Origin of the sequence: Streptomyces sp. NPDC050416, assembly GCF_044458845.1 — a bacterium.
Classification (GTDB): Bacteria; Actinomycetota; Actinomycetes; order Streptomycetales; family Streptomycetaceae; genus Streptomyces.
In genome coordinates this window covers 136,807-160,463 of record NZ_JBITII010000011.1, presented here as the reverse complement: position 1 = coordinate 160,463, position 23,657 = coordinate 136,807, and the positions used below count along the sequence as shown (strand labels likewise).

At 68.5% G+C, this 23,657-nt stretch carries 32 protein-coding genes and 1 riboswitch; of the genes, 17 read left to right on the top strand and 15 right to left on the bottom strand.

Annotated elements, in window-relative coordinates:
* Positions 1–79: 79 nt before the first annotated feature.
* The 10 genes from ACIBL4_RS30440 to ACIBL4_RS30395 all read left to right on the top strand — a co-directional run bounded on the left by ACIBL4_RS30440 (position 80) and on the right by ACIBL4_RS30395 (position 7,186).
* The gene (locus tag ACIBL4_RS30440) at positions 80–607 is read left to right on the top strand and encodes a DUF6907 domain-containing protein (RefSeq protein WP_399414995.1); all 528 of its coding nucleotides are present in this window, start codon (positions 80–82) and stop codon (positions 605–607) included.
* On the top strand, positions 604–1,329 hold the full coding sequence (locus ACIBL4_RS30435; RefSeq protein WP_399414994.1) for a DUF6907 domain-containing protein: 726 nt from the start codon (positions 604–606) through the stop codon (positions 1,327–1,329). Before ACIBL4_RS30440 ends, ACIBL4_RS30435 begins: the two co-directional genes overlap by 4 nt.
* Complete coding sequence (locus tag ACIBL4_RS30430; protein WP_399414993.1) at positions 1,326–1,634, top strand: hypothetical protein; 309 nt, start codon at positions 1,326–1,328, stop codon at positions 1,632–1,634. The genes ACIBL4_RS30435 and ACIBL4_RS30430 overlap by 4 nt, the downstream gene beginning before the upstream one ends.
* Complete coding sequence (locus ACIBL4_RS30425) at positions 1,631–1,921, top strand: HNH endonuclease (protein WP_399414992.1); 291 nt, start codon at positions 1,631–1,633, stop codon at positions 1,919–1,921. The genes ACIBL4_RS30430 and ACIBL4_RS30425 overlap by 4 nt, the downstream gene beginning before the upstream one ends.
* Entirely contained in the window at positions 1,918–2,100 is a 183-nt protein-coding gene (locus ACIBL4_RS30420) for a hypothetical protein (protein WP_399414991.1), read from the top strand. The genes ACIBL4_RS30425 and ACIBL4_RS30420 overlap by 4 nt, the downstream gene beginning before the upstream one ends.
* Positions 2,097–2,468 (top strand): DUF6907 domain-containing protein, encoded by a 372-nt coding sequence (locus tag ACIBL4_RS30415; protein WP_399414990.1) that lies wholly within the window; start codon positions 2,097–2,099, stop codon positions 2,466–2,468. Before ACIBL4_RS30420 ends, ACIBL4_RS30415 begins: the two co-directional genes overlap by 4 nt.
* Complete coding sequence (locus ACIBL4_RS30410; RefSeq protein ID WP_399414989.1) at positions 2,465–2,827, top strand: hypothetical protein; 363 nt, start codon at positions 2,465–2,467, stop codon at positions 2,825–2,827. The genes ACIBL4_RS30415 and ACIBL4_RS30410 overlap by 4 nt, the downstream gene beginning before the upstream one ends.
* A 655-nt stretch (positions 2,828–3,482) precedes the next feature.
* A complete protein-coding gene (locus ACIBL4_RS30405; RefSeq protein WP_399414988.1) occupies positions 3,483–3,986 on the top strand; it encodes a hypothetical protein in 504 nt (167 codons plus the stop codon).
* 550 nt (positions 3,987–4,536) lie between these two features.
* Positions 4,537–5,070, top strand: a complete 534-nt coding sequence (locus ACIBL4_RS30400; protein ID WP_399414987.1) for a hypothetical protein — start codon at positions 4,537–4,539, stop codon at positions 5,068–5,070.
* A gap of 1,831 nt (positions 5,071–6,901) precedes the next feature.
* The gene (locus tag ACIBL4_RS30395; RefSeq protein WP_399414986.1) at positions 6,902–7,186 is read left to right on the top strand and encodes a hypothetical protein; all 285 of its coding nucleotides are present in this window, start codon (positions 6,902–6,904) and stop codon (positions 7,184–7,186) included.
* On the opposite strand, the gene ACIBL4_RS30390 is transcribed toward ACIBL4_RS30395, so the two are convergent.
* Genes ACIBL4_RS30390 through ACIBL4_RS30380 form a run of 3 tightly spaced genes read right to left on the bottom strand, consistent with a single transcriptional unit; the run spans position 7,183 to position 11,713 of the window.
* On the bottom strand, positions 7,183–7,686 hold the full coding sequence (locus tag ACIBL4_RS30390; protein ID WP_399414985.1) for a hypothetical protein: 504 nt from the start codon (positions 7,684–7,686) through the stop codon (positions 7,183–7,185). The two genes, ACIBL4_RS30395 and ACIBL4_RS30390, sit on opposite strands and share 4 nt — an antisense overlap.
* Positions 7,683–11,399, bottom strand: a complete 3,717-nt coding sequence (locus ACIBL4_RS30385; RefSeq protein WP_399414984.1) for a hypothetical protein — start codon at positions 11,397–11,399, stop codon at positions 7,683–7,685. Before ACIBL4_RS30385 ends, ACIBL4_RS30390 begins: the two co-directional genes overlap by 4 nt.
* A complete protein-coding gene (locus ACIBL4_RS30380) occupies positions 11,399–11,713 on the bottom strand; it encodes a helix-turn-helix domain-containing protein (RefSeq protein WP_399414983.1) in 315 nt (104 codons plus the stop codon). Before ACIBL4_RS30380 ends, ACIBL4_RS30385 begins: the two co-directional genes overlap by 1 nt.
* 255 nt (positions 11,714–11,968) lie before the next feature.
* Between ACIBL4_RS30380 and ACIBL4_RS30375 the strand changes: the two genes are divergently transcribed.
* Positions 11,969–12,202, top strand: coding sequence for a helix-turn-helix transcriptional regulator (locus tag ACIBL4_RS30375; RefSeq protein WP_399414982.1), 234 nt, complete (start codon positions 11,969–11,971; stop codon positions 12,200–12,202).
* A 66-nt stretch (positions 12,203–12,268) separates the two neighbouring features.
* Here the strand turns inward: ACIBL4_RS30375 and ACIBL4_RS30370 are convergent, their stop codons facing one another.
* Positions 12,269–13,348 (bottom strand): integrase, encoded by a 1,080-nt coding sequence (locus tag ACIBL4_RS30370; RefSeq protein ID WP_399414981.1) that lies wholly within the window; start codon positions 13,346–13,348, stop codon positions 12,269–12,271.
* 274 nt (positions 13,349–13,622) lie between these two features.
* Here ACIBL4_RS30370 and ACIBL4_RS30365 point away from each other — a divergent pair, with 274 nt between their 5' ends.
* A complete protein-coding gene (locus ACIBL4_RS30365) occupies positions 13,623–14,027 on the top strand; it encodes a hypothetical protein (protein ID WP_399414980.1) in 405 nt (134 codons plus the stop codon).
* Positions 14,028–14,100: 73 nt separating this feature from the next.
* Here the strand turns inward: ACIBL4_RS30365 and ACIBL4_RS30360 are convergent, their stop codons facing one another.
* The 11 genes from ACIBL4_RS30360 to ACIBL4_RS30310 form a co-directional block, all read right to left on the bottom strand.
* On the bottom strand, positions 14,101–14,421 hold the full coding sequence (locus ACIBL4_RS30360) for a hypothetical protein (protein WP_399414979.1): 321 nt from the start codon (positions 14,419–14,421) through the stop codon (positions 14,101–14,103).
* Positions 14,421–14,903 carry a hypothetical protein gene (locus ACIBL4_RS30355; protein WP_399414978.1) on the bottom strand — a complete coding sequence of 161 codons (483 nt, stop codon included), beginning with the start codon at positions 14,901–14,903 and terminating at the stop codon, positions 14,421–14,423. The genes ACIBL4_RS30360 and ACIBL4_RS30355 overlap by 1 nt, the downstream gene beginning before the upstream one ends.
* Positions 14,900–15,283 carry a hypothetical protein gene (locus ACIBL4_RS30350; RefSeq protein WP_399414977.1) on the bottom strand — a complete coding sequence of 128 codons (384 nt, stop codon included), beginning with the start codon at positions 15,281–15,283 and terminating at the stop codon, positions 14,900–14,902. The genes ACIBL4_RS30355 and ACIBL4_RS30350 overlap by 4 nt, the downstream gene beginning before the upstream one ends.
* Entirely contained in the window at positions 15,280–15,657 is a 378-nt protein-coding gene (locus ACIBL4_RS30345) for a helix-turn-helix domain-containing protein (RefSeq protein ID WP_399414976.1), read from the bottom strand. The genes ACIBL4_RS30350 and ACIBL4_RS30345 overlap by 4 nt, the downstream gene beginning before the upstream one ends.
* Positions 15,658–15,670: 13 nt before the next feature.
* Positions 15,671–15,892 (bottom strand): hypothetical protein, encoded by a 222-nt coding sequence (locus tag ACIBL4_RS30340; RefSeq protein WP_399414975.1) that lies wholly within the window; start codon positions 15,890–15,892, stop codon positions 15,671–15,673.
* Positions 15,885–16,214 (bottom strand): hypothetical protein, encoded by a 330-nt coding sequence (locus ACIBL4_RS30335; RefSeq protein WP_399414974.1) that lies wholly within the window; start codon positions 16,212–16,214, stop codon positions 15,885–15,887. The genes ACIBL4_RS30340 and ACIBL4_RS30335 overlap by 8 nt, the downstream gene beginning before the upstream one ends.
* A gap of 224 nt (positions 16,215–16,438) precedes the next feature.
* A complete protein-coding gene (locus ACIBL4_RS30330; RefSeq protein ID WP_399414973.1) occupies positions 16,439–17,605 on the bottom strand; it encodes an AAA family ATPase in 1,167 nt (388 codons plus the stop codon).
* Complete coding sequence (locus tag ACIBL4_RS30325) at positions 17,602–18,456, bottom strand: toprim domain-containing protein (protein ID WP_399414972.1); 855 nt, start codon at positions 18,454–18,456, stop codon at positions 17,602–17,604. The genes ACIBL4_RS30330 and ACIBL4_RS30325 overlap by 4 nt, the downstream gene beginning before the upstream one ends.
* Complete coding sequence (locus ACIBL4_RS30320) at positions 18,453–18,695, bottom strand: hypothetical protein (protein ID WP_399414971.1); 243 nt, start codon at positions 18,693–18,695, stop codon at positions 18,453–18,455. Before ACIBL4_RS30320 ends, ACIBL4_RS30325 begins: the two co-directional genes overlap by 4 nt.
* Positions 18,696–18,874: 179 nt before the next feature.
* Positions 18,875–19,081: a helix-turn-helix transcriptional regulator gene (locus tag ACIBL4_RS30315; protein WP_399414970.1), complete on the bottom strand. Its 207-nt coding sequence runs from the start codon at positions 19,079–19,081 to the stop codon at positions 18,875–18,877.
* Positions 19,078–19,290: a hypothetical protein gene (locus ACIBL4_RS30310; RefSeq protein WP_399414969.1), complete on the bottom strand. Its 213-nt coding sequence runs from the start codon at positions 19,288–19,290 to the stop codon at positions 19,078–19,080. Before ACIBL4_RS30310 ends, ACIBL4_RS30315 begins: the two co-directional genes overlap by 4 nt.
* A 167-nt stretch (positions 19,291–19,457) precedes the next feature.
* Between ACIBL4_RS30310 and ACIBL4_RS30305 the strand changes: the two genes are divergently transcribed.
* The 5 genes from ACIBL4_RS30305 to ACIBL4_RS30285 all read left to right on the top strand — a co-directional run bounded on the left by ACIBL4_RS30305 (position 19,458) and on the right by ACIBL4_RS30285 (position 23,517).
* A complete protein-coding gene (locus ACIBL4_RS30305) occupies positions 19,458–20,111 on the top strand; it encodes a helix-turn-helix domain-containing protein (RefSeq protein WP_399414968.1) in 654 nt (217 codons plus the stop codon).
* Between the two features lie 33 nt (positions 20,112–20,144).
* Entirely contained in the window at positions 20,145–21,332 is a 1,188-nt protein-coding gene (locus tag ACIBL4_RS30300) for a tyrosine-type recombinase/integrase (protein ID WP_399414967.1), read from the top strand.
* 207 nt (positions 21,333–21,539) lie between these two features.
* Positions 21,540–22,175: an ATP-dependent Clp protease proteolytic subunit gene (locus tag ACIBL4_RS30295; RefSeq protein ID WP_399414966.1), complete on the top strand. Its 636-nt coding sequence runs from the start codon at positions 21,540–21,542 to the stop codon at positions 22,173–22,175.
* Between the two features lie 7 nt (positions 22,176–22,182).
* Positions 22,183–22,491, top strand: a complete 309-nt coding sequence (locus tag ACIBL4_RS30290; protein WP_010041092.1) for a hypothetical protein — start codon at positions 22,183–22,185, stop codon at positions 22,489–22,491.
* A 346-nt stretch (positions 22,492–22,837) separates the two neighbouring features.
* Positions 22,838–23,040: riboswitch (cyclic di-AMP (ydaO/yuaA leader) on the top strand.
* A 3-nt stretch (positions 23,041–23,043) separates the two neighbouring features.
* Complete coding sequence (locus tag ACIBL4_RS30285) at positions 23,044–23,517, top strand: C40 family peptidase (protein WP_399414965.1); 474 nt, start codon at positions 23,044–23,046, stop codon at positions 23,515–23,517.
* Positions 23,518–23,657: the final 140 nt, after the last annotated feature.

Here is a 23,657-nt window from a genome sequence, read left to right as displayed (position 1 = left end):
CACAAGCGGCGGCCCCGGGGGAGCTCTCACCTTCCCACCGGGGCCTCGGCCGTTCCTGCCACAAACAGGGAGAACCGCTATGGCTCAGTCTGCCATCAGCCAGCACGCTGCCGCTCTGTCCGGCATCCCTTCTCAGCCGACCGCCGCGACCGTCAGCCCGCTCCCCGCCGTGAAGCCGGGTTACCGGCTCGTCCCGGTGCCCGTGGGCCGCGAGGGCAACGTTCAGACGGCATACGTCCCCTGCCCGTCGTGGTGCGTGACGGACCACTCGGAGCGGGTCACGTTCCTCGAGGACGTCAGCCACAACGGCCAGCCCGCCTCGCTGAGCATCACCACCCTGCACCCGGCGCGTGTCCCGCTGGAGGTGTCCCTGTCGTGGTGGCCCTCCCTCGGCGAGGAGAACGAGCAGCCGAAGCTGGCGGTCGACCTCGACACCGAGGTCGAGGTGTACGGCCGCACGGCCGCGCTCGCGATGGCCGACCAGCTGGTCGCGTTCGCCGCGGACGTCCGCCGCCTGGCGCAGACGCTCCCCGACGACGCCCCGGCGGACGTCCGCAGCCAGGCTGACGAGGCGCTGCGCTGCGTGCGTGAGGGTGGTCGGGCGTGAACGAGCACCTTCCCGTGTTCGGCCCGTTCGAGGTGCAGGGCGGTGTCGATGAACTAGAGCCGGCCGTGGCTGTGGTGCGGGTGGCGTTCGCGCTGACCCGCACCCAGCTGGTCACGGCTCTGTCGATGAGCTTCGCCGGGCTCGGCGCCGACCGCACCCCGGAGTCCCTCACGGACGACGAGGTGCGCCGGGAGGTCGAGGGGCATCTCGCCGCTGAGGCCATCATCGAGCTGGACCACCAGATGGAACGCGACGAGCAGCGGGGCTTCACGCCCGAGCAGCAGCGGGCCATCGATGTGCTGGCTGCCGCCGTGGACCGCGCCTTCTCGCCCGACTCGGAACCCCTGCCGTTGCAGGAGCCGCGCCGCGGCGAGGGCACGGTGACGCTGCAGACCGAAGACCGCGGCGAAGTCACCGTGCCGGAGCCCGAGTGGTGTGTCGGCCATGAGGGCGACTCGGTCGGCCACTTCACGGACATCGGGCACGCCGGGGAGCCGGTGGCCCTGGAGTTCGACGGCCGTCAGTTGATGGTCGCTCGGCTCTCCTGGGGTCCGTTCTCGGAGCTGCGGCCGGAGCCGTACCCGGTGGTGGACGTCGACGAGCTCCCGGCCGGCCTGGACCCGCAGGAGACGCGGGAGCTGGCCGCCCGGGTGGGTCTGTACGTCGGGGAGCTGTACCGCCTGGCGAACGAGGCCGACCGGTTGAGGGGGTACCGGCGATGACGAGCATCGACTACGCGGCCCGCTTCGAGGGTCTCTCCAGCGACACGCTGTTCGCCCTGGAGTACCCGTCGGGCGACCTGGACCGGCCGGAGGACACGGACGCCCCGCAGGAGTTCGTCGAGCAGCTGCTCGTCGTCCTCGCGGACTGGCGCCAGCAGCTGCTCGCCGGGGCCCGCACGGACGCCGACTCCTACCAGGCCGCCCTGGACGCCGTGCGGGAGGCGTGGCTGCAGTACTCGTTCCGCTGGGAAGGCGGCCCGAGCCTGCCGTACCCGTTCGACCTCCCGCAGCGGGTCACGTCGTGAGCCGCGAGGAGCTGGCGCCGGAGACGAAGGCGTACCTGCACTGCGAGCTGAAGGCCCGCCACGGGTCGCGCTGCTTCTACTGCCGCCGGAACTTCCGGCGCCGGCCGATGCGCCGCAAGACGCTCGACCACTACATCCCGCACTGGATCTGGCCCGGCTGGGACATCGACAACCTCGTGCTCGCCTGCGAGCGCTGCAACCTCGCCAAGGGCGCGGCCCTGCCGTGGCCGCTGGTGTGGCTGCTGACGGCCGTCTACCGGCCGGAGAACTGGGAGCTGACCGCATGAGCGCGCTCGTCCACCGCCCGACGGAGTACGCGGCCGTGATGGGTTCCAAGGCCCGCCCGCTGCCGCCCGCCTCCCGGGTCGTCGACCTCCTCATCGTGGCCCGTGCCACGGACGACAGGTATGGCGCCCGCCTCTTCTCCGCCCTGCTTGACCGGATCCTCGGAACGGAGTCGAAATGACCATCATCGACGCAGGCCGCATCGCAAGTGCCCCCGTGGATCTCGGCTGCCCGGAGTGGTGCGTCATCGACCACTCGGAGGACCCGTGGATCGGCACGGAGGACTTCTTCCACCGGGGCGACGAGGTGAACGTCCCGGCCCCTCCCGGCGCCCGCCCGCAGTACGCCGAGCCGCTCCTGTCGACGCACCTCGTCGACCACTGCAACAACCCGGAGTGGTCGTGCATCGCCATCGGCACGGGCGACCGCGGGTTCGACCTGGAGACCGTCGAGCAGGCCGACGCCTACATCGCCCACCTGAAGAGCTACACGGCGGCCGTCGAGGAGATGCGCGACCGCCTCGCCGCCATCAAGGAGCAGCAGTCATGACGATCTCTCTGGAGCGTCCGGCCGTACCGGTGGGCGACGTGCAGGACATGGTCGAGCCCCACGACGAGCGGCACACGGTCTTCACGGTGCGCTTGGCGGTCTCCCGGGACCAGCTGGCCGCCGCTGTCGAGGACGCTGCCACGAAGGCCTACGGCATTCAGGACCCGGACGCCCTGAGCGTCGAGGAGGTTCGGTCGCTGGCCGCCTTCAGTCTGGCGTGGATGAGCGCGCTGGAGCTGGAGCAGGGTGCTCGGGCGATGGCGCACATGGCCGGCCAGGACGCCGACGACGTGTCGCTGCAGTGGTACGTCCACGCCGTGTACCGAGCCGTCGACCGGGCCTTCCCGAAGACCGCCTAACGCCCAGCGTGTTCCCCAAATGCCCCCCTCTCCGGAGGGGGGCCCTGGGACCCCTGGATGGCTGGTCAAATCCCAAAAGGGTCCGCCGTCCTGAGTACCCCTCCGGGTCCCGTCCGGAGGCTGGTCAGATCCCATCGACCCCCCTCCCGCGAGGCCGACAAACGCCCAGCGTCTGACCGATCTACCCCCTCTCTCGAGGGCCCGTTTCCGCAGCGTGCGATCCAAGTCAACGGACCCTCTCGAGACGTCGTCGCAGCAGCGTGCGATCCAAACACCCCACACCCTTACCGCCCTTTACCGCCAAGGGCTCAGAGCCCTTTACGCCCAAGGGGTGCGGACCGTTTCCGCACCCCGGATTGGAACCCCCATGAGCGCCCGTACCGCCGCCGTCCGTGCCCGCCGTTCCGGCATCGTCAGCATCGTCGGAGCCTGGTCCGCGACCGCGGCCACGCTTACCCGTCTGAGGTCATCGCAGCCGCCGCTGCGGCCGGCCTCAAGCCGTCGCAGGCGGACGTGAAGGCCGCGCTCGTCCGGGCCGGCATGTACCGCCGCTGACTGACCCTTCCGTCCTCCGTCAACCGTGGGCGTATCCCCACGGTTGCGGGGGCGCGGTGGGGCCAGCCAACCGGCAGGCCCACGATTGAGAGGACAAGCCGTGTTCCGTCGCTTCCGCAGGACTCCCCAGCCTCAGCCGCCGGCCGTCGACCCGGCCGCGTTCGCCGCCGGTCTGCGCGCGTTCGCCGACGATGTGGAGGCCGGCGACTCGTTCGCCCTGGACTGCATCGGCCCGCGCGGCGAACTGCCGCACACGCCCGAAGGGTGGGCCGCGTACCCGACGTGGATGATCCGCCGGGTGCGCATCGCGTACTTCGGACAGCCCAGCCCCGGCGAGATCCCCCCTGCCATCGAAGACCAACTGTGGGACCGCCTGGCCACCGAGCCCAAGGATGCTGCCCAGCAGGCGGCGGGGACCGTCACCTACCCCGTGGTCGACGACACCGACGAGGCGGTCGCCGCGAAGCTGCGCACGATGGCCAGCGAGACCACCAGCCTGCACCTCGCCGAAGCCTGGAACCGCGTCGCCATGGCGGCCGAGGCGGGGCAACTGTCCCCGGCGGCCCGGCGCGAGTACGCCCGCGGCACCACGTTCTCCAAGTAGGACCGCCCCTGAGCGCCCCGACCCCTGCCCGACGTAACCGGGCACGGTGCGGGGCGCTTTCGTCACGCCGCTGGATGGCTCAACGGCTCGGCTCAAGCCGTCCGGGTGAGCCATCGACGGCCCAACGCGCCCGCTCGCGCTGGCGCGCAGGCACGCGCGCGTATAGCTAAGGAGCGGGAAACCGTCCAGAGCCCTGGTACCCCTCGAGTGAGGAGGTGACTTTCCACCGACCGGGTCACCAGGCAGGGTCACCGGCGCCGGCCTGCGCAGACGGCCGTTTGGTGAGGTGGTGAGGTGCCCGTCGCAGCCCCGGCGAGAGGCCGGTACGCCCCGTCCAAGGCCCGTCCGGCAAGGGGGTCACCCCGTCCCGGCTGGACGGGCTTGCAGCTGTTCAGACGGACCTTGGACGGGGTTCGTCCTGCACGGACACTCGCGGGGACGGGCCTTGGACGGCCGTCTACGACCCGGCTAAGACCCGGTTGAGACCCGGCTATGGGCCGTCTACCCGCCGGGTCCGCGCCGGGTGCCTGCCGCCCGTAGACTCCGCGACATGGAGGGGTGGAACTTCTGGTGGGGGATCGCCGCGTTCTTTCTCGGCGGCCTGGCAACGCAGTTGAACGGCTGGCTCGCCTACAGGCGGCAGCGCAAGGACCGGGCCGACGATGCGCAGGACGCCCTCAGGCAGCGCCGCGAGGAGTTCGAGCTCCAGCACCTCGTCGAGGTGAACCAGCTGCTGCGGGACCTGATGGCTGGTCTCGTACTAATGGCCACGGCCGCCAGGCTGGAGCACCAATTCCCTGGCGCCTTTGACGACGAGGAGCTCACGCAACGCTTCCAGGAGGGGATGGATGCGGTGAACGCCACGGAGGCTGCCCTCACTGCGCAGGCCGGGTTCATCCTGGACGACGGCATAAGAGCCCACGTGAAGGGTGGGCTGGTGGCCTACGACGAGGCGTCGGTGGAAGCGACGGAGCCGGAAACGGTTAACGCGGCATTGTCTGCGGTGGGGACGGCGATGCGCCCGGCATACGAGGCGATCGCCGCGCGGGTACGGGAGCTTTACGCCGGCCGCGCGGGGGCGTGATGGGGTCGTGACGCCGCAGGTGGGGGCCGTGACGCTACCCGTGACGGGTCGTGATTTCGGGCCTCGAGGTCGTGATGGCATCACGACCCATAACGACCTCCGTCACGACCCTGACCTGCGGCGTCACGACCCCGTCACGACCTCCATCACGGCCAGTTCGCCCCGGTATGCCCCTGTGCAGACCCCTGTGCAGACCCCTATGCAAGGGGTGTGCACAGAGCACGTACCCCTGTGCAACCCGCACAGGGGTCGGGCCCGTCTGCACAGGGGGTGCACAGTGGTCTGCACACCCTCTGACCTGCGTGACCACCGTGACCCCGAGGGTGTGACCACTGTGACCCGCCAACCGGACAACCGCAGGTCAGCACTGGACAGAACACCGGACACGAACCGGACAGCACGGGACGCGAGGGCCCGGCAGTGTCCGCGCCTGTCCGGTTGCTGTCCGGTCTGGCGTCCGGTTGGAATGCCCCGCTTTGTCACCTGCCGGGACCCTGCCCGGTGCCCCGGTTTGTCCTGTCCTGGACCCTGCCGGGACCCTGCCCCGGAGCGGCAGGGTCACCGCCGACCCTGCCCCGTTCCGGCAGGGCCCCGGGCAGGGTCGACCTGCGGAAAGGCAGGGTCAGGGCAGGGTGCCGGGCAGGGTAGTTCGACCCGGTATGCACCCCGGGACAGCCCCTGTGACGGGCGACTACGCCGCAGGTCGGAGGGGATGACAGGGGCGAGGCACGGGGGCCTGTCCCTGTGACAGCGTCATAGGGTCGAGCGGGTCTGCCCCGAGGGCGTCACGAGGTCTGTCAGGGTGGATTTGCCCCGCTATGCAGGTCGGACAGAGGTCTGCCAAGGTCTACCGCGCCGCAGGTCACAGCATTGGGGAGGTCGGACAAGGTCGGACAGTCGATCATGTAATTGGTAACCGGTGGCAGACCTCTGTCCGACCTCTGTCCTGCGCATCCCTTGATCATGTCCGACCTCCGGCAGACCAGAATGTCAGGAATGCACCCCCGACAGACCCCTGACAGAGGCTGGATCGCCCCAGGTCGCCGTCCGGCTCGGCCCCTGACAACCCCTGACAGCGATCAAGGCTTTGGCCACCAGCTGTCAGGGGTCCGTCAGGGTGGACAGAGCCTGGACAACCAGGCGGACATGGGCGGGTTTGCCCCGGACTGCACCCCGGACAAATGATCTCCGACCCTGGACACTGCCCGGACAGCGTCCGGGTCCTGTCCACCCTCTGTCCGGGGTCTGTCCAGGCTGCTGTCCACCCACTTTGCCCCAGTATGCGAACCCCTCGCGGAGTCCTCGCCGCCCCTCGATCGCAGGTCAGAAGGCCTCGCCGAAGTCCTCGCGCTACTCCTCGCCTTGATCGCCGAGGGGTGCGCGAGGGGCAATCCGAGGGGCTGTGACCTGCGGTCGAGGACTAGCCGAGGAGTAGCGCGAGGGGTGCCGATCCGAAGATCCAACTAGACCAATCCGGCGCCCGGAACATCCCGATATCGGAGGTGCTCACGGGGTGCTCACGACTGCTCAGCCGCAGGTCACAGCTGCTCAAGGGGGTGCTCACGAACTGCTCAACGGTGCTTGCTGAGCAGCGCTTGAGCAGTCGGCTGAGCAGCCCTGACCTGCGGTCGAGCACCCTTGAGCAGCAGCCGAGCACCCCGTTGAGCACCCGGCTTGCCCCGATATCGCCGCCTTCCCCTGATGGTTCGCCAGTAGACGTCAACCTGGGCGACCGCAGTACCCGAGTCGGTCACAGGATGGCCACTGCCGCCACGCCGGACTGCAACCGGGCGCATGATGCGGTCTCAGGTACGCACCACTGGGGGGATCCATGCGCGCAGCAATGAGGGCCGGCATCGTCGGAGGGCTGCTGCTGCTCACCGCCTGCGGCAAGTCCCAGGCGGAGATGCAAGCCGACTGCCAGAAGGCGCTCACCAAGGCTTCCACTAAGACCGACAGGCCCGAGGCCTGCAAGGAGCTCAGCCAGAAGGACTACGACACCATCCTGATGGCGTGGATCGTCGACAACACCATTGAGGACATGCCGCAGAAGGATCAGGACATCCTCGACCTCTACGACGACGGGCACGTCAACGGCAGCATCCCGGGCGACTAGCCGGCCTCTCGGGTGCGGCGGGCGGTGTCGGCTGCCGCCCACCGCGGGAAGCGCTCCTCAAGCCACTCGTGGCCGTTCAAGCAGGCCATGGGCGACGGCTCACGGTCGAAGATGTGGGAGTCGTACACGGCCGCCAGGCCCGCCGTAGCGCCGCACTCCGGGCAGGCGATGGGGGCCTCGTCCGGGCCGCTCGCCCCGTCCGGCAAACCGAGCCAGCCCGTATCCCGAGGCTTCAGCAGACCCTCGCCCAGTGGGTGGATGCGGTTGAGGAACCCGGGGTCGCGTTCGAGGGCGCCGCGCAGCATGCCGGCGCCGAGCATCCGCGGGAAGCACGGCTCAGGCCACAGGTGGCCGTTGGGGCAGCGCATGTACGACGGGTCGGGCCCCGCGTCCTCGAGATCGAGGGCAACGGTGATGCCTTCCCCCGCGGCGCAGCTGGGGCAGCGGAAGCCGGCCTCGGCAGGCAGCGGCCAACGAATGACGCTCTTCAGGTTGTTCACCGGCGCCGGCCCTTCTGGTAGTCGAGGAGCGCGTCATTGATGTCCTTGACCATCGCCGTGGCGACGCGCTTGCGCTCAGCGCTGCTGGTCATCAGGTCAGTGGAGTGGATGTTCACGGTGATGTTCGCCGGCCCCGCCGCGGCAGAGGCTGCGGCAGGCACCGCGGCTCGGAGCATGGCCGGCTTGGTGCGCAGCCCGGCGGTGCTGCCGGTGAGGAGCGTGCGGCCCTGGGCCATGCGCTTGACCCAGCCAGCCTCGACGCCCTGGAAGGCGAAGTTTCCGATCGGCTCCATCACCCGGCTGGGGCTCTTGATGCCGAGGGCCTTCTTGATGCTGGCTTCCATGGCCTTGGCGATGGACATCATGGCCGCCTCGATGGCGGACTGCTGCGCCGTCAGCCCCTTCACCAGGCCCTCGGCGGCCCTGAGGCCGGCCCCGTACATGGCGTCCGCGGTGACCGTGCCGGCCTTGGTAGCCGACGCTTCGAGCTGCTTCTGGAGGGCGTTGATCTCGGCGATCTGCTCAGGGGTGGCGTTCAACAGCGACTGGGCGGTGGCCATACCGCCGCCGGTGACGCCAGCCTGAGCGATGTTGCTGATCGCGGTCGCGTTCAGGCCCCTCGCCTTGAGCTGATCAAGCTGCGCGGCAAACTCGGTGGTGCGCCCGGTGTCGGACCGCAGCTGGTTGATGAGGGTGTCGGCCGACGTACCGTACTTGCCGAGCTTTGTGATGTTGCCGAAGCCGACGAGAGACGAGGCCACGCTGGTCTTGAGGTTGTCGAACTTGCCCCGCAAATCTTCGAGGCTGCCCTTCGCCTTCTCCAGCGACGCGGTGACTTTGTCGTACTGGTCGTTCAGAGCAAACAGCTTCTTTGCCGACGACGTGATCTGCTTCTGCAGGGCCGCGTTGGTCCCCTTGGAGAACCCCGCCTTGGACACCTGCGTCTGCAACTGGTTGAGGAAGTCGACCAGCGCCCCCTCGCTGCGCTCCTTGCCCAGCTTCGAGGAGATCTCAGCGTTCTGCACACCGGCAATGTGCGACATGTCGGTGAGAGTGGTGTTCGCGGTCAGGTAGCCGCGGGCTTCCTTCTTCCGCTGGAGTTCAGCCTTCTGCTTCTCGGTGAGCTTGCCGCCCTTCGCGAACCCGGGCACGCTCAGGCGTCCGGCGTTGAGGGCGTCGAAGAATGGCACACCGTACTTGTCGACCGCTGCCGCACGGATCACGTACTCGGTGTCGGAGACGCGAGCCGCAGCACCGGAGCCCATGAGGGCGAGGATGCTGTCTGACATGCTGCTGCCGGGCCCGTCGACGTAGCCGCCGAAGGGGAAGTACTGGACGTCACCGCCTCCGGCGTAGCCTGGCACTCGGCCGCCCCGGGCCAGACCTGCGTTGGGTCCGCGACCACCCTTGCCTGTGTTGATGACCCTGTTCTCGGTGATGTTGATGTAGTGCTTGGTCGTGGTGACGTAGGTCTTGGCGGTCTTCCCGTCCAGGGCGGCCAAGGCCCTGCGGACCGCGTCGATGGGGCCGATGGCTTTCCCGTTGGCCGTGAACACCTCGGTGCGCCCGTCGGGGAGCTGTCGGGTTTTCAGGCCCACCGCTTCCAGGGCTTTAATCGCGGCGGCGTTGAGTGTGGAGACCGTCACCGTCTTCGCGCCAGGCGTCGCCTTGATAGCGGCCTGCACCGCCTGGAGGCCGGTGATTGCTTCCGCCCGCTCGGCCTTGATTATCGTCTTGATCTCGCCCGGAATGCCGAGGAGCTTGTTGACGTACTCCTGCGCCTTCTTCTTGTTCCCGTCAAACGCGTCCGTCGCCAGGCGCATCATCGTGGTGCGCAGCTTTTCCGACTTGCTGGTCATCGAAGCGAGGGACTCACCGGCCGCGAGCCCTGACGCGAGCATCTCGTCGTGGCCCTTGGCCGCCTGCGACATGGCCTGACCGTTCGCCTGACCGGCCGCGGTGTCCAGGTTGAGCGTTGCCCCGTGCTCCTTGAACGACGCGGTGAGGGCGTCGATACCGGCCTCGAACTGGATCTGGGAGTCGTAGGCCGACCGGTTCACGTCGTTCAGGGCCAGGATGCTCGCCCGCAAGCCGTCCGCAGAAGTCTTCTGCGCGTCGAGCTTGGTCTTCGTCGCCATGGCCTGCTGCCCGAACAGGCCCATGCCTGCCGCGGCCAACTGCTGCTCGGCCTTCAAGTCGGCGAGCTTGGCCTTGGCGTTATCGAACGCCGCATCGATCTCGGCGTCGGAGTAGCCGCCAGCGCGCAGCTTCTCACGGATGTCACTGAAGACCTTTGCGACCTCCTGACCATGCCCGGATGACGCCATGCGGGCGAGCGACTCATCGAGCGCGCCGAACTTTTCGTCGAGGGCTTTGGCCGACTCCTCGCCCTTCTGGAAGTCGTCGATCATGCCCCAGAACCAGTCACCCACCGGGTTGGTGCGGTTCTTGAAGTTGAAGAACTCCGTCTGGCTCATCTTCGACTGCTGATGCGCGACTTCTTCCTGCGCCGCCTTCAGCTTCTTGAAGTCCTCAGCCAGGCCGTCGAGGCTCCCGAAGGACTCACGCAGCTCACCCGTCACCTTGCCGGTAGCTGCCAGGTTCTTGAGGCTCGTTGTCAGCCGGTCGACGTCCGGGGGCGCACCGCGCGCCTTGTCCGCCAGCTTGTCGAGGCCGATCGCGACCAGGGCGAGGCCGCCGAGTCCGATGCTCGCCTTCTGCACCGCGGTCATGCTGGCGGCGGTCGCCCGCATCGTGGGAGCGACGCCGGCCGTGCGCATGAGGGTGAAGTAGGCGCCGAGCCGCGCCACGGCGGAAGATGTCACGACCGCGCTCAGCCCGGCCACGCCAAGGCTCACCAGCTTCAGCGTCGCGTACAGCTGCACCATGTTGGCGAGCACCCCGGGCGGGATGGCGTTCGCCATCTCAGCCAGGGCATTAGCCACCGTGAGCATGCTGACACCGAGATCGCCACCTGCCGCCGTCAGGTTCAGCGCCAACTCGGCCAGGTTCGCCAGCGTCGATCCAAGAAGCGGGCCGGCCTCCTTGGCGGTCTGTACGAAGTCGTCGAAGCCTCCGCCCGCGGCAAAGCTGCCGAGCGATTGCGACAGGTCGAGCAGGCCGTTCGTCATCGAATGCAGCGTCGACGTGCTCAGGTTCTCGAGCTTGACCATGAACCGGTCGAAGCCCGGGGAGGCGACGCCACCGGCGATGAGTGTGACCATGCGGTCGAGTTCACGGCTGGTGCCCTGCACCAGGCCCGTGGTCTTCGGCAGCATCGCCTGGAAGACGGCGAACGACTTCGTGAAGACGGGCATCGTGTCGCCAGCCAGGCTGTCCGACCACTGGTCGTAGGAGTCCTTCAGCGACTGGAAGGCGACGCTGGCCTCTTGTGTCGCTCGCGGCATGCGGGCCATCACCCGCTGGTATTCCAGCTGCGCCTTGGCGGCTTCCTGCGAGCCACGGCCGCTCTTGTCGACGGCTTCCTGGTACTTCGACTGTGCGTCTTGGGCTTTCTTGAGGCTGGCGATCTGCTTGCCCGCGGCCACCCCGAAGGCGGCCACACCGGCGCCCGCTGAGGCCAGGCTCGCGGCTGCGGCGCCGGCCACGGGGCCGAGGGCGCCCATGGTGCCGATCAGGCCCGTGATGGCCGACTTGGCCTTGTCGGTACGGGCTTCGACCTCGACGTGCCCGGAGGCGATCAGGAAGGACATCAGGCGACCGCCCGCGTGTCGTCGGCGAGGAGCCGCTCGAGGGGCAGGCCGAGAGCGTCCGCCAGGGCGTCAGCCACCACGATGGGTGGCTGCGCCTCACCCCGTTCGTACACCCAGATCGACCAAGTGCTGCGCCCGACGCGGGCGGCCAAGTCGGGAACGGAGAGGCCGGCGCGGCGGCGCTGAGCGCGCAGGCGGGGGCCGGAGAAGGAGCGCGGCACGCTGGACTCCAGGGCGTAGCGGTGGCTGATGCGGACGGATCCCGCGGGCCCGAGTCGGCCCGCACGTCTGGCGTTCGCATCACGCGTCGGCACGCAGCCCCCATCCGGCTGCTCGTTCGCCACGCCTTAGCGCCGCTGTCTCCTGCTCCGTGGGCGTCACGCCCTGGCGACCATCACGGCCGCTGAAGCCACCTGACCGCGGCAACTCGGTTCGTCCTACTTGAACGATACTCCAGTAAGCCTATGATTCGAAGGTGACAGGAGGGCTTACCCTTCGATTCGATCCCACTGGGGGCCACGGTGAGCCTGATACGCGAGCGACGCACACCACCCGAGGGGCTCGGCCCCATGCTGCGCGCCGCACGCGAACGCGCCGGCCTCTCCCAGTCCCAGCTAGGCGCAGCGACGGGCATACGGCGCGCCTACGTCCACAAGCTTGAGAACTCCGAACGATGCCCGTCCCTGGTTGTCGCGAAAGCCCTGTGCGGCGCTCTCACGCTCAGCGAGGACGATGCGAACCTGCTGCTCAGCTGTGCAGTCGACGACGCCGGACGCAGCCACCCAGCACGCGCCGCGGCATGACGAAAGGGTCCGCACTGGTGCGGACCCTTCGGGACTTACTTCCTTCTGGAAGGTAAGTGATCCCGTCTACAGGCCGATGCCGATGAGCGGGTTACTGTCGCTCCATCCGTCGTCTTCCTCGATGTAGGCGAGCAGGGCTTTGGAGCCGTCGGCCCAGCCGCCGTGCCGACCGATGTCGACCAGGTCCTTACCGGCTGCCCGGGCGGCCGTAACAAACCCTCGCCGCAGCGAGTGTGAGCGCCACAGCCCCTCAACCTTCGCGGTGTCAGCGGCGGTCTGGATGACGTCCGAGGCGGCGTCGGTGGTCATGCGTCCGGTGGGGTCGCCGATCTGTCGGCCTTTGCGCTTGAGCGGCGGGGCGACCCGGCCGTGCCGGTCGATGCGGACGAACAGGGGGCCGTCGGTGCGGCCTTCGGCGGCCATGGCCTCGATGAGCGCCAGTGTGGCCCGCACTGGGCAGGTGGCCGGGTTCGTGCCGTACATGACCTTGGGCGTCGTCCACTTCTTGATCTTCTTGCGGTAGACGCGCACGGCGATGCCCCGGCCCTCCGGATCCTTGGTGACGGAGCCGATGTTGAGCGACACCATCTCGCTCGCCCGGCCGGCGATCGCGTGGCCAAGGAGCAGCAGCGCGGCGTCCCGCTTGCCCTTGAGGGTGTCCCGGTCGAGGGTGGCGACGAGCTTGCGCAGCGTCGTGGGCACTGCGGCGGATACGCGGCGGGCCTCGGCGTGCTTGCGGTCGACGTCGGCGTCCGACTGGGACAGACCGCTCTTGTAGCCGGAGAGCACCTTTCGGGCGCCCTTGGTGAAGGGCGGCTGGACGCCAGCGGCGTGGTGCGCCGTGCGGATGGACGCGATGACGCGCTCGATACTGCTCGGCGAGTAGGGGCGGCCGGTCCGCGGGCGAGGGGTGCGGATCAGGTAGCTGACGTACTCGGTGACCGTCTCGGGTTCGGCGGGCAGACCGATGCGCTCCTCGTCCGCACACCATTTGGCGAACTGCTGGTAGTCGTTGGAGTAGGCGCGGCGAGTGGAGTCGGGGATGCCGGCCTCGACGGCGGCGCGGGCCTGAGGGGAGAGCGCACGTCGCTCGCCCGGGCGAGGTATGACGGCAGGCGCGGCGCGCACGGGAACGGTCTCGGTCATGGACTCCCCAACTCCTCATTTCTGACTACAGAGAAGGAACATTATCAGGAGCCAGGCTGCATCCCTAGGGACCTCGGGCGGAAGCCCTGGTATCACCTCCTCGGCGTAGCCTGCCGCTTCTGCAACCGCGCCTCCTGGCTGCTCTTGCTGAACGGCACCATGCTGAAGTATGGCCGAGTGGGGAGTAGCGCTGATTGCCGCGGGCTCAGCAATCGCGGGCAGCGGAGTGACAGGCTGGTTCACTCGCATTGCCAGCTACAGACAGGCTGCGGCGATGCAGCTCGCAGCAGATCGCCAGGCGAACGCGCTGATCCACACGGTGCAAGAGACTCTCAATGATCAACAGGTTGCACGGCGCTTGGCGCAGCGCCAACAGGCATTTGTCGAGTTCTTCCGCGCCGCTGAGGCCATGCGGTGGGCTCAGGTGACCAACGCGGAGGAGCGGGCGGTGAGACTTCGTGACCTTAGACAGGCGTACCTCCTGCTGCAGCTGGAACTGTTTCCAGATGAGGCCGCTGGCCACGATGTGTTCAGGGAGTTGCAGCGCCTCGTTTGGGACGCTAGGAACCCCGGCGGCAGTGAGGAAATGGAGGAACTCTACGAACACAGTCGTGATCGTGTCATTGAGTTGGCCTTCCAGGCTTTGCAACGAACGCAGTCCAGCTCCCATCCGCGCTGACCTCGCCCCCTGACACGACTGCGCCCGGCCACCGTGGGGTGATGGCCGGGCGTAAATCAGCAAGCGGTGAATATCAGGCGGCGTCCCCACCGTCCGGGCGGTACAGCCACCGCCGAGCCCACTGCGGCAGCGGACGGGCTTCCCGCTCGCCCTCCTCCTCCGCCTCCTCGTCGCCAGGCCGGCGGACGGATATCAACGCGCGGCGGTCGTACCACTCGGCCGTCTGCATCCCCTTCGGCTTCGCCGACGCCCGCGGCGCCGCGAGCCGAGCCGCGTGCTGAGCGGCCGACGGGGTGACGTCCTCCTCGACCTCCTCCGGCTCCGCCACGCCCAACACACGGGCCGCGTGCCGCTCCGCAGGCGTCGGCCGCCTGGTCCTCGTCTTCCGCTCCATCACCGCTCCTGCAATCCGGACGGGGCCGGCAGGTGCTGCAGCGCATCGGCCACCAGATGCAGCTGCGCCACGGCCTGCGACTTGCCCCGCGGGTCCTCCGGGAACCCGATCCCGGTCCCGTTGTCGTACTGCTGCGCGTGGTCGGCCATCGCCTGCAGCGCGGCCTCCGCCTCGCCGAGCGCCCGCGTGTACCGGGCCTGCGCGTAGGCGTAGCCCTCCCGGTGGTGCTGGGCGTCCGCCTGGCTCGTGGATGCGGCCCGGTCGAACAGGCGGCCCACCGCCTCGCGCACGGCCGCGCCCGCCTCCTGCTGCGCCTTGTAGCTCCGGGCCGACGCAGCCGCCTTCGTCGCCTCCTGCACTTCAGCGATAGCCTCCATCGTCTTGGGCGGCACCGTGTCCGTGTTGTGCGGCAGCCGGAACCGGTACTCCCGGTCGCCCGGCACCAGAGCCGCCACCGTGGCCCCGTTGAAGTCGATGCTCATGCTTCCTCCTGCTGGTTGGTTGTTACGTCGAGGCCGGCGTTGAGCTCGGCCTCTTCCTGGTCGTTGCGGGCCTTGGCGGCGGCGAGGAGCTTCTCGAACTGCTGCTTCTGCCGGGCCAGCTCTGCGGGTGGCACCAGCTCGTGCCGGTTGGTCGCCCACAAGTCCCGCGGGTGCGGCGCGACCTCGAGGCCGCAGGACCGCTTCGCGTCCCCGATCAGGTCGAGCAGGTCGTCATCCACGCGGCCCGGGTACGGCAGAGGCCAGTTGGCGCCGAGGCGGCAGGCCGTGCCGTGGAAGCGGCACACCGGCGCGTTGGTGCCCGGCTCGCCGAGCACCTTGGCCAGGCGGTCGATGCGGGCGCGCAGGTTGCGGGAGCTCATGCCGTGAGCCTCGATTCCTCGAGCGCCGCCTCCAGCATGGTGAGGCGCTCCTCGAGGTCTGCGTGTTCGACGAGGGCGGGCAGGTGCGCCGCCAGCACCGATGCGGCCCGTACCCGAAGCGCCGGGTTCGGGTCGGCCAACGCATCGTGCAGGGTGGTGATGGCGTCCCGCACGGCGCCACCCAGGGCAGCCATGGCCTCGCCCAGTAGCTCCTTGCGGGCCGCGGCGACCTCGGCCTCGAAGGCGGGGTCTTCGCGCCACCTTCGGATGGTTCGCCCCGATACGCCGAGAGTCTCGCCGGCCTTGTCGCTGCTCACCCCGCGGGCCAGCAGCAGGACGGCTTGGCTCTTTGCGTCCAGGTCAGAAACGGTCATGGGCGGTCACTCCTTACAGGGCGCCGCTGGCGGCGAGGGTTTCGTTGGAGAGGTCGACGGGCGGGGCCAGGTCGAGGCCCTTCTCGGCGAGCCGGCGCAGCTTCTGGGCGTGCCGCTTGGCGAGGCCGGCCGCACGACGCCGGGCCAGTTCCTCACGCTCCTGGCGCTTGCGCTCCGCCTCGGCCCGGACGCGGGCGATGCGGGCCTGTATCTCGTTCTCGACATGGCTACTCATGGGGGATCGTTTCGACGGTGAGCGTGGGCAGGTCGTCGACGGGGCCGCGCGGCTCGGCATGGACGCAGTAGCGGCACGTGCAGGTGTGGCTGCCGTACTCGGTGGCTTCCTCGATGAGTTCGACCCTCCCTTGAGCGACGTCGCCTTCGGCGCCGAAGCCAGCGTTGCGGAGTTCACGGGTGGGGGCCTCGACATCTTCGAGGGCTGCGGCCGTGAGGTTGGGTTCCTTGTCGTAGCCGCGCACGCAAAGGTCGGTCCACCCCGAGACGAGAACCTGCGACGCCACGGTGAACCGGTCCCACCAGCTTTCGAGTTCGCTCATGCCCTTCTCTCCTCCTACACACAAAGTTGATTGAAAAGATTGGTGAGATTGGATCTGACCTGCGGTTTTGTGTTGACGAGAATGGTGACGAGATTGGGACTGTGCGTGACGAACATGGTGAGAATGGCGGGCGCATGTTCGTCATCAACCTCACCAATCTCGTCAGCCGACCTGCGGAGAGAATCCGCAGGTCACAGCCAATCCCGTCAATGTCGTCATGTTCGTCAGCGTGTATGGGGAGGCGGTGGTGCGTCGTCCCCGGGCCAGGCCTCCGGCAGGTACCAGTGCGACGTTCTGTCACGACCGAAGCCCTGTTGCTTGGCGCGGATGCTGAGCTTCTTCTTCGCCCGGTCCACTGACGAGTCGCTGAAGCCCTCCTTCTTGGCAGCCTTCTTGATCTCGCGGGCTTCGTCGGAGCCGCCCGAGTCGTCGAGCCAGCCGCGGAGCCACTCAACGACCTCGCCCAGGGACCCGGATGATTCACCGTTGCTCTCGGCGCGCATGACCTCCCGCACGGACGTCGTCGACTCTGGCCCGAGCACGAACCGTGAGACGTAGGCCGGGCCGTCGGGCGTGTCGATGGTCACGGGCTGGATGGTGTAGCTGTGGGAGGGGAGCCCGAGACGGCCGAGGTTGTTCTTCTCGAGGCTCATGACGAACTCTTCGGTGCCGTCTTCGGCTTCCTGTCGTGCGAAGGCGATGAGGGCGCGGATGAGCTGGCCGAAGGCGCCTGAGCCGGCGACGCGGCTGAGCGGGTCGGCGCCGCCCGCTTTGGTGAAGTGGGCGAGCCCGAGGATGGTGAAGCAGTAGCGGTCGGCTGCGGCCACCAGGGGCTCGAGGGCGGCTCGAACTTCGGCGGCCCGGTAGTCGTTGATGCTGGCGTCGATCATCGACAGCAGAGGGTCGGCGACCAGTAGCCCGACGCTGTACGCCTCGGCGGCCTGGCCCATCAGCGAGATGTCCTTGGGCAGTGTGAGCCGGGCGTGCAGCTCCTCGTCGTCGCGCACGTCGACGCGGAACACGAGGTCGAGGTTCGCGCCTGCGGCGATGAGTCGGGGGGCGATGGTGTACGTCCAGGAGTCTTCTGTGGCCGCGTAGATGACGCCGCGCGGTTTGCCGTACAGCTCGCCCGGCAGCGTGCCTGTGGTGATGCGCGCGGTCATCCATACGGCGAACTGGGACTTCCCTAGGCCTGGCCCGCCTGCTGCGATGGACAGGGAGTTCATCGGGAGGCGCCCGTGCGAGGTGGGCGGGGCGCCTTCCGGGGTTGTGTCCCACAGCCAGCGCACGGGCTTGATGCGGATCTTTGAGGCGGGGGTGAGGACAAGCTTCCGCGGCTTCTCCGCGTCGTCCTTGTCGACGTTGGGTGCCCAGTCCGGGGTGTCGTTCATGCAGCCACCGCCGGGTCTGCCGGGTACGGCTTGGGCGCCCACACCTGGCGGAAGTCGGCGTCTCCGAGGCCGGCCGCGAAGTGGTCTGCCGCGTCCTTCCCGGTCTTCGCCTGGACTACGTAGATGGATCGGGCCACGGGGAGCAGCGTCTTAACGACGAGCTGGGCATGCTCTCTGCCCTTGTCGTCGCGGTCGGCGACGATGGTGACGTCCGCCCCTCGGAGGAACTGGGCGTGCTCGGTGGTCCACTTGCCCGCGCCAGCGGCGTTGCAGGTGGCCTGCAGCCCGTGGTCGACGAGGGCGTGGACGTCTTTCTCGCCTTCGGCGATCCAGATGACGCGGTCCTCGGCGATGGCATTGAGGATCTCGGGGAGCCGGTAGGGCACGACGCGGACGAGCCGGTTGCCTTCCTTGTCGTTGAGGCTCCAGCGGCGACCCGACTTGGCGCTGTCGTCTGGGCGCCATTGGGCGAAGCACTTGTGATCGCAACGGGTGACGCCGTGGACGGGGCGCCCCTTCTCGTCGCGGTAGACGTACTGGGCGACTCGCTTGTGGCCGCGTTCCCGGCAGGGGATCCATGTGTCGTCGGCCGGCCGGTCGTTCTGCCGCTCGAGCGGTTCGTCGTACAGGTCGGCTTCGGTCCAACCGATGGCGTCGAGGAAAGCGGCGTTGCCCTGGCACTTGTGGCAGAAGATGACGACGCCGCCGTTGTTGCCGCGGCGGATGGCAACGGTGTTGGGTGAGTCGCCGTCGTGGCAGATGCCGCGGGTTCGCAGCGCGCCGCCCTGGTAGCGCCCGGGCTCACCCCTTTCGCGGAGCAGGTCCGCAAGGCGGTTGAAGGCGATGCTCACTGGTCGGTCTCCGTGCTGTTGAGGGCGGCGATGACGCCGTCGGTGAGGAAGTTGATGTCGTTGATCCAGCGGCGGGCGCAGGCGCGGACAGCGCGGGGGCAGGGCTGTTCGGCGAGGTGTGCTCGGATGGAGCTGATGACGAGTTGTCGACGGGCCCGCTCACGCATCCATTGCTCGCTCAGCTGCTCGCGGGTGGGCGAGCTGTGCATGGCGTCCGGCTGTTCGCCCGGCAGGCGCATCGCGGGCCGCACTACACTGGTAGTTGAGGAAGTCGGCGGTGCGGTCGACGTGGGGGCCCCGTTCGAGCGCGGGGCCCTTTCTCGTGTCGCCATACTGTGTTCCGTTCGCGAGGCGAGGCGGTGCGGGTGCCCGAGCAAAGGCCGTCTCGCGAGGGATGTTGCGTGTGGGGGCGCTGCGTTCAGGCGGCTTCGAGGAGCTCGACCAGGGACGCGGTGACGATGCGGTGCCGGGCGCCGAAGCTGAGCACCTTGCAGGGCGCTTCGCCGCGCTTGATCAGCTCGTACAGGTGTGACTTTGAGATGCCGATAGCGCGGGCTGCGTCGGACACGTCGATGGCGGCGGGCCAGCTGCGGATCTCGTCGAGGGTCGGCGGGGCGGCCTTCATCGGGCTACCTGCGCCGGCTCCGTGATGCCGAGGTACGTGAGGATGTCGGCGCGGCGGCAGCGGTAGGCGACGCCGTGGCGGAGCACCTTGATGGGGTACGTGCCGTTCTTGGCCCTCTGGTAGCCGCGGGTCCGTCCGATGCCGAGCGCGCGGTTCGCCAGCTCGAGCGGGACGGTCACGGGCAGCGCCAGAACCTCGGCTTCCGACATGCCGCGTACCGCGGAAGCAGTGCGACTGTGGCTCACTGGGGGACTCCGTTCGATTCATGTTCTGCTATAGAACAAACTCAAGTCACACCGTTCGGAATTGCTTCCGGTGCGGTGACTTCAGGATGGACTCACTGGCATGCGGTGTCAAGGATGGTTATTGTTCCGCTATGGCACATGACGCTGAGAAGGACTTCAACCGCCGCATCGCCGAACGAGTCGGCCGCCAGGTCGCCAACGCCCGTGAAGGCATCGGAGGGCGCAGGATGACCGCCCAAGCCCTCGCCAACCGGACCGCCGAGCTGGGGCACCCGCTTGACCGGTCCGTCATCGCCAAGCTCGAGAAGGGCTTCCGGCAGACCGTCACCGTCGCCGACCTGCTCGTTCTCGCCCGAGCCCTCGACGTGCCCCCCGTGACGCTGCTCTTCCCGGTGGCCGAGGCGGAGGTTGAGTTGCTTCCGGGTGACGTCAGGGGGATGTGGCCAGCGCTTAAGTGGTTCGCCGCCGAAGCGCCCTACCCCTCAGCCGATCAGCAGGAGGAACGCTGGGAACCGCCCGCGGCCATCCGTCTCTTCCGGGAGCATGAGGCGTTCGTCGACCTCTGCATGCGCACCGGGAGGGCTGCGTCAGACAAGCAGTTCCAGGCAACGCTGGCGGACGGCGACGAGCGCAAGCGACTCGAGGTCGAGGCCGACATCGAAAGGCAGATGGCCGTGGGATTGCGGGACCTCATCCGCGGCATGCGGCGGTCGCTGCGAAGCCTGAACCACGAGCCCCCGCCGCTTCCTGAGGCGTTGCGCAGCTTGGATGAGGACGTCGACTAGGGCGCGGTACAACCGCCCGAGCAGGAGGTGGGGATGGCGGAGATCAAGAAGGTCGTGCTGCGGAACGGCACGGTGCGCTGGCGCACGGTCGTCGACGCCGGCCGCGACGAGAACGGCAAGCGCATTCAGCTCACGATCACGCGAGACACGAAGACCGAGGTCAAGGAGGAGCAAGCTCGCATCATCAACCAGCGGGCGAGCGGCTCGTTCGTCGCCCCAAATAAGGTCACTGTGGCCCAGCTGCTCGACATGTGGCTCGCGAAGAAGAGCCGCGACCTCGAGGAGAGCACCGTCCAGGGGTACAAGAACGCCCTTTGCCACGTGTACGAGTACCTCGGCCACCTCCGCATCCAGGAGCTGACCGAGGACCAGGTCGACTCGATGGTCTCCTGGCTGCTCGTAGCGGCCCGTAGACGCGGCGGGAAGCCCGGGACGGGGATCCGCCCCAGCACAGCCAGCGGAGTGCTCTCACGCCTCAAGGAGGCCCTCGCCTGGGCCGTCGTCCGCAAGTTGGTCCACTCGAACGTCGCCGAGTATGTACAGATCCCTCGCAAGGCATGGAAGGAAGACCGGCGCAACAACAAGCGGCCCGCGCCATGGAACGTCCTCGAGGTGAAGGACTTCCTGCTGGGCATTCGCGGCGACCGCATCTTCGCGCCCCTCATGCTCAGCCTCATGGGTCTACGCCCTGCCGAGGTCGCGGGCCTGCGATGGGCGGACATTGATGTCGACGCAGGGACGCTGGCCATCGCCAACACCCGCACGATGATCGGCAATGCTCGCGTGCTGGAGAAGGACACCAAGACGGAAGCCGGCGAGCGGATCCTTCCGCTGCCGGACCCGGTCCGGCAGGCCCTGATCGCCTTCAAGGGGCTCCAGGAGATCGAGCAGATGTCGCTGGGCGCCTACTACAGCGCCTCCGGCTACATGTTCGTCGACCACCTCGGCCAGCCGCTGACAACCCGGTACCTGCGGGAACACGCCTACTCGCTGATGCGGCGCCTGGAGTTGCGGCAGGTTCGCCTGTACGACGCCCGGCACTCGTGCCTGACGTTCCTAGCCGTTAACGGGGTGGAGGACGTCGTTCTCGCGGCGTGGGCCGGGCACGTGAGCGCGTCGTTCACCAAGCGGGTGTACGTCCACCCGAGCCCGGACGATCTGCGGGCGGCTTCGGATCACCTCACGGTGCTGCTCGGCTTCGCGGACGAGGCGGCGGCATAGCGGTCGGCTGGACTCGGCTGTGAGAAATTGTGAGACGCAGCCCGGCCGCAACGCCTACAAACAACCTCTGACCTGCGGTTTGTGATGGATCACTAGAATGTGTCCCCATCATAACGGTACGTACGTCCTGTACATTTTTTACAGAGACAGCCGTCGCGGAAGACGGCTGCCGCCGGAGACGGCTCTGCCCGCGAGGAGGGGTTCGCCATGACCCGACCGTCCGCCCGTCACGTGCTGCCCGAGTTCACCGAACGCACGACGTCCGGGCAACGGACGATGGACCCGTACTCCAAGCTCCTGGAGGGGCGGATCGTCTTCCTGGGGGCGCCGGTGGACGAGACCTCCGCGAACGACGTGATGGCCCAGTTCATGTACCTCGAGCACCAGGCACCGGACCGCGACATCTCGCTCTACATCAACTCCCCCGGCGGCACCTTCCACGCCATGGCGGCCCTCTACGACACGATGCAGTACGTCGCCTGCGACGTGGAGACGGTCTGTCTGGGGCAGGCCGGCGCGGCCGCCTCGGTGCTGCTGGCGGCGGGCACGCCCGGCAAGCGATCCGTGCTGCCGGACGCGCGTCTGGTGATCCATCAGCCCGCGCTGCCGGAGCCGGTCCGCGGGCAGGCCGGCGATCTGGCGATCCAGGCCGACGAGTTGCTCCGGATCCGGACCCGCATGGAGGAAATGCTCGCGCTGCACACCGGCCGCACCCGGGAGCAGGTGCGCGCGGACATCGAGCGCGAGAAGGTCCTCACCGCCCCCGAGGCGGTGGAGTACGGCCTGGTGGACCGGATCGTCCCTCACCGCAACGCCACCCTGGCCCCACCGACCGGAGAGTGAGCCGCCGGTGCTCCCACCCGAACTGCCGCCGCTGCCCGCACTGACCCGCGCCGAGGCGGAGTTGATCGACCGTTACCTGGAGGTCGTCGACCTGCTCGGCCGGATCAATCCGGCCCTGCCCGGCGACACCTACCGCGGACTGCGCGCCGCCCAGGCCCTGGTCGGCAAGGCGACCGCACTGCGTGACGCATTGACCCTGATGCACCAGCGGGGTGAGACGGAACTGCACGCCGGCACTCTCGGCCGGGCGCTGCGGGTGCTGGACGGCGAGCGGCGCACGGCACGCGTCACCCTGCCCCCGGAGTCCGTCAGTTGAGGCGGAGGCGCCGGCCCGGACGCCCGCCCTGCCGGCGGAGCGTCCGGGCTTGAGTCCAAACGGACCGAATGACGTACCCCTGTTCGGAGTAGACGGGAGTCCTATTTTTGGGCCCTCACAGTTGCGCAACGCGCGTAGCCGAGGGGCGGAATGGGACATTCCATTGCTGGTCCGGCGGTCCATGGGTCCGTGGACGGTGGCTCGAACACAGACGTGTCCACCCGAACGGGTGAGTGGTGAGTAACAACACAAATCCCCGGTTCCGTTGGGATTTCCGGACATGCATGAGCCAAGATCCGTGTCTGACGACAAGCCCCCGCCACAGCGGCGGGGCGGTCCGGGCGGACGCCGAGTCCTGCCGCCGCCTGGATGACCGGTCGACAGAAGTGCATCGGCAGGAGTGGAGGACCCAAGCACGACGGGTCGCCGGGACGGTCACGCCATGACCGGACCCGAGCAGCCCTTGGGGTGAAGCCGCGTCAGCGGCCGGGCAACTTCGCCAGCCCGAATCCGACAGGTCATCCTTCACAGGCGGCTGACGAAGGGTTGCGCATGACTGCGCTCAATCGTGTCCCGTCGCTGATGGTCCGGGCCGGTACGGCCTCGGCCCTCACCATCGCCGCCATGGGCGGCTCGATCGTGGCCCCCGGCTTCTCCTCCGAAGCGGCGGCAGCCACACCGGCGACCAAGGCACTCCAGATCGCGGCCTCGAAGAAGGGTTCGCCCTACAAGTACGGGGCCACCGGTCCGCACAGGTTCGACTGCTCCGGGCTCACGCTGTACTCGTTCAAGAAGGCCGGCAAGAAGCTCCCCCGCACGGCCGCCCAGCAGTACAACAAGACGCGCCACATCTCCGCCAAGAACCGCAAGGCGGGAGACCTGGTGTTCTTCCACTCGGGCAGCAACGTGTACCACGTCGGTATCTACGCGGGTAAAAACAAGCTCTGGCACGCCCCGAAGAGCGGGGACGTGGTGCGGTTGCAGAAGCTCTGGACCAAGAGCGTCTGGTACGGGCGCGTGAAGTGATCCGCCCGGCGTGGGGGGGGGCCCCCGCCCCCCCCCCCCCCCCCCGGGGGGGGGCCGGCCGCCAGTGGTTTACCCGCCCCCCACGGGGAGCCCCCGCCCGGCAACCCCCGCCGGCACGCCCCCCCGCCACCCGCCCGCCG

Bases quoted from the DNA above. Each gene is read 5' to 3' on its own strand.
- ACIBL4_RS30440 (WP_399414995.1), top strand. From the start codon at position 80: ATGGCTCAGTCTGCCATCAGCCAGCACGCTGCCGCTCTGTCCGGCATC.
- ACIBL4_RS30430 (WP_399414993.1), top strand. From the start codon at position 1,326: ATGACGAGCATCGACTACGCGGCCCGCTTCGAGGGTCTCTCCAGCGAC.
- ACIBL4_RS30420 (WP_399414991.1), top strand. From the start codon at position 1,918: ATGAGCGCGCTCGTCCACCGCCCGACGGAGTACGCGGCCGTGATGGGT.
- ACIBL4_RS30415 (WP_399414990.1), top strand. From the start codon at position 2,097: ATGACCATCATCGACGCAGGCCGCATCGCAAGTGCCCCCGTGGATCTC.
- ACIBL4_RS30410 (WP_399414989.1), top strand. From the start codon at position 2,465: ATGACGATCTCTCTGGAGCGTCCGGCCGTACCGGTGGGCGACGTGCAG.
- ACIBL4_RS30400 (WP_399414987.1), top strand. From the start codon at position 4,537: ATGGAGGGGTGGAACTTCTGGTGGGGGATCGCCGCGTTCTTTCTCGGC.
- ACIBL4_RS30395 (WP_399414986.1), top strand. From the start codon at position 6,902: ATGCGCGCAGCAATGAGGGCCGGCATCGTCGGAGGGCTGCTGCTGCTC.
- ACIBL4_RS30385 (WP_399414984.1), bottom strand. From the start codon at position 11,399: ATGTCCTTCCTGATCGCCTCCGGGCACGTCGAGGTCGAAGCCCGTACC.
- ACIBL4_RS30375 (WP_399414982.1), top strand. From the start codon at position 11,969: ATGCTGCGCGCCGCACGCGAACGCGCCGGCCTCTCCCAGTCCCAGCTA.
- ACIBL4_RS30370 (WP_399414981.1), bottom strand. From the start codon at position 13,348: ATGACCGAGACCGTTCCCGTGCGCGCCGCGCCTGCCGTCATACCTCGC.
- ACIBL4_RS30365 (WP_399414980.1), top strand. From the start codon at position 13,623: ATGCAGCTCGCAGCAGATCGCCAGGCGAACGCGCTGATCCACACGGTG.
- ACIBL4_RS30360 (WP_399414979.1), bottom strand. From the start codon at position 14,421: ATGGAGCGGAAGACGAGGACCAGGCGGCCGACGCCTGCGGAGCGGCAC.
- ACIBL4_RS30355 (WP_399414978.1), bottom strand. From the start codon at position 14,903: ATGAGCATCGACTTCAACGGGGCCACGGTGGCGGCTCTGGTGCCGGGC.
- ACIBL4_RS30350 (WP_399414977.1), bottom strand. From the start codon at position 15,283: ATGAGCTCCCGCAACCTGCGCGCCCGCATCGACCGCCTGGCCAAGGTG.
- ACIBL4_RS30345 (WP_399414976.1), bottom strand. From the start codon at position 15,657: ATGACCGTTTCTGACCTGGACGCAAAGAGCCAAGCCGTCCTGCTGCTG.
- ACIBL4_RS30340 (WP_399414975.1), bottom strand. From the start codon at position 15,892: ATGAGTAGCCATGTCGAGAACGAGATACAGGCCCGCATCGCCCGCGTC.
- ACIBL4_RS30335 (WP_399414974.1), bottom strand. From the start codon at position 16,214: ATGAGCGAACTCGAAAGCTGGTGGGACCGGTTCACCGTGGCGTCGCAG.
- ACIBL4_RS30330 (WP_399414973.1), bottom strand. From the start codon at position 17,605: ATGAACGACACCCCGGACTGGGCACCCAACGTCGACAAGGACGACGCG.
- ACIBL4_RS30320 (WP_399414971.1), bottom strand. From the start codon at position 18,695: ATGCGCCTGCCGGGCGAACAGCCGGACGCCATGCACAGCTCGCCCACC.
- ACIBL4_RS30315 (WP_399414970.1), bottom strand. From the start codon at position 19,081: ATGAAGGCCGCCCCGCCGACCCTCGACGAGATCCGCAGCTGGCCCGCC.
- ACIBL4_RS30310 (WP_399414969.1), bottom strand. From the start codon at position 19,290: ATGTCGGAAGCCGAGGTTCTGGCGCTGCCCGTGACCGTCCCGCTCGAG.
- ACIBL4_RS30305 (WP_399414968.1), top strand. From the start codon at position 19,458: ATGGCACATGACGCTGAGAAGGACTTCAACCGCCGCATCGCCGAACGA.
- ACIBL4_RS30300 (WP_399414967.1), top strand. From the start codon at position 20,145: ATGGCGGAGATCAAGAAGGTCGTGCTGCGGAACGGCACGGTGCGCTGG.
- ACIBL4_RS30295 (WP_399414966.1), top strand. From the start codon at position 21,540: ATGACCCGACCGTCCGCCCGTCACGTGCTGCCCGAGTTCACCGAACGC.
- ACIBL4_RS30285 (WP_399414965.1), top strand. From the start codon at position 23,044: ATGACTGCGCTCAATCGTGTCCCGTCGCTGATGGTCCGGGCCGGTACG.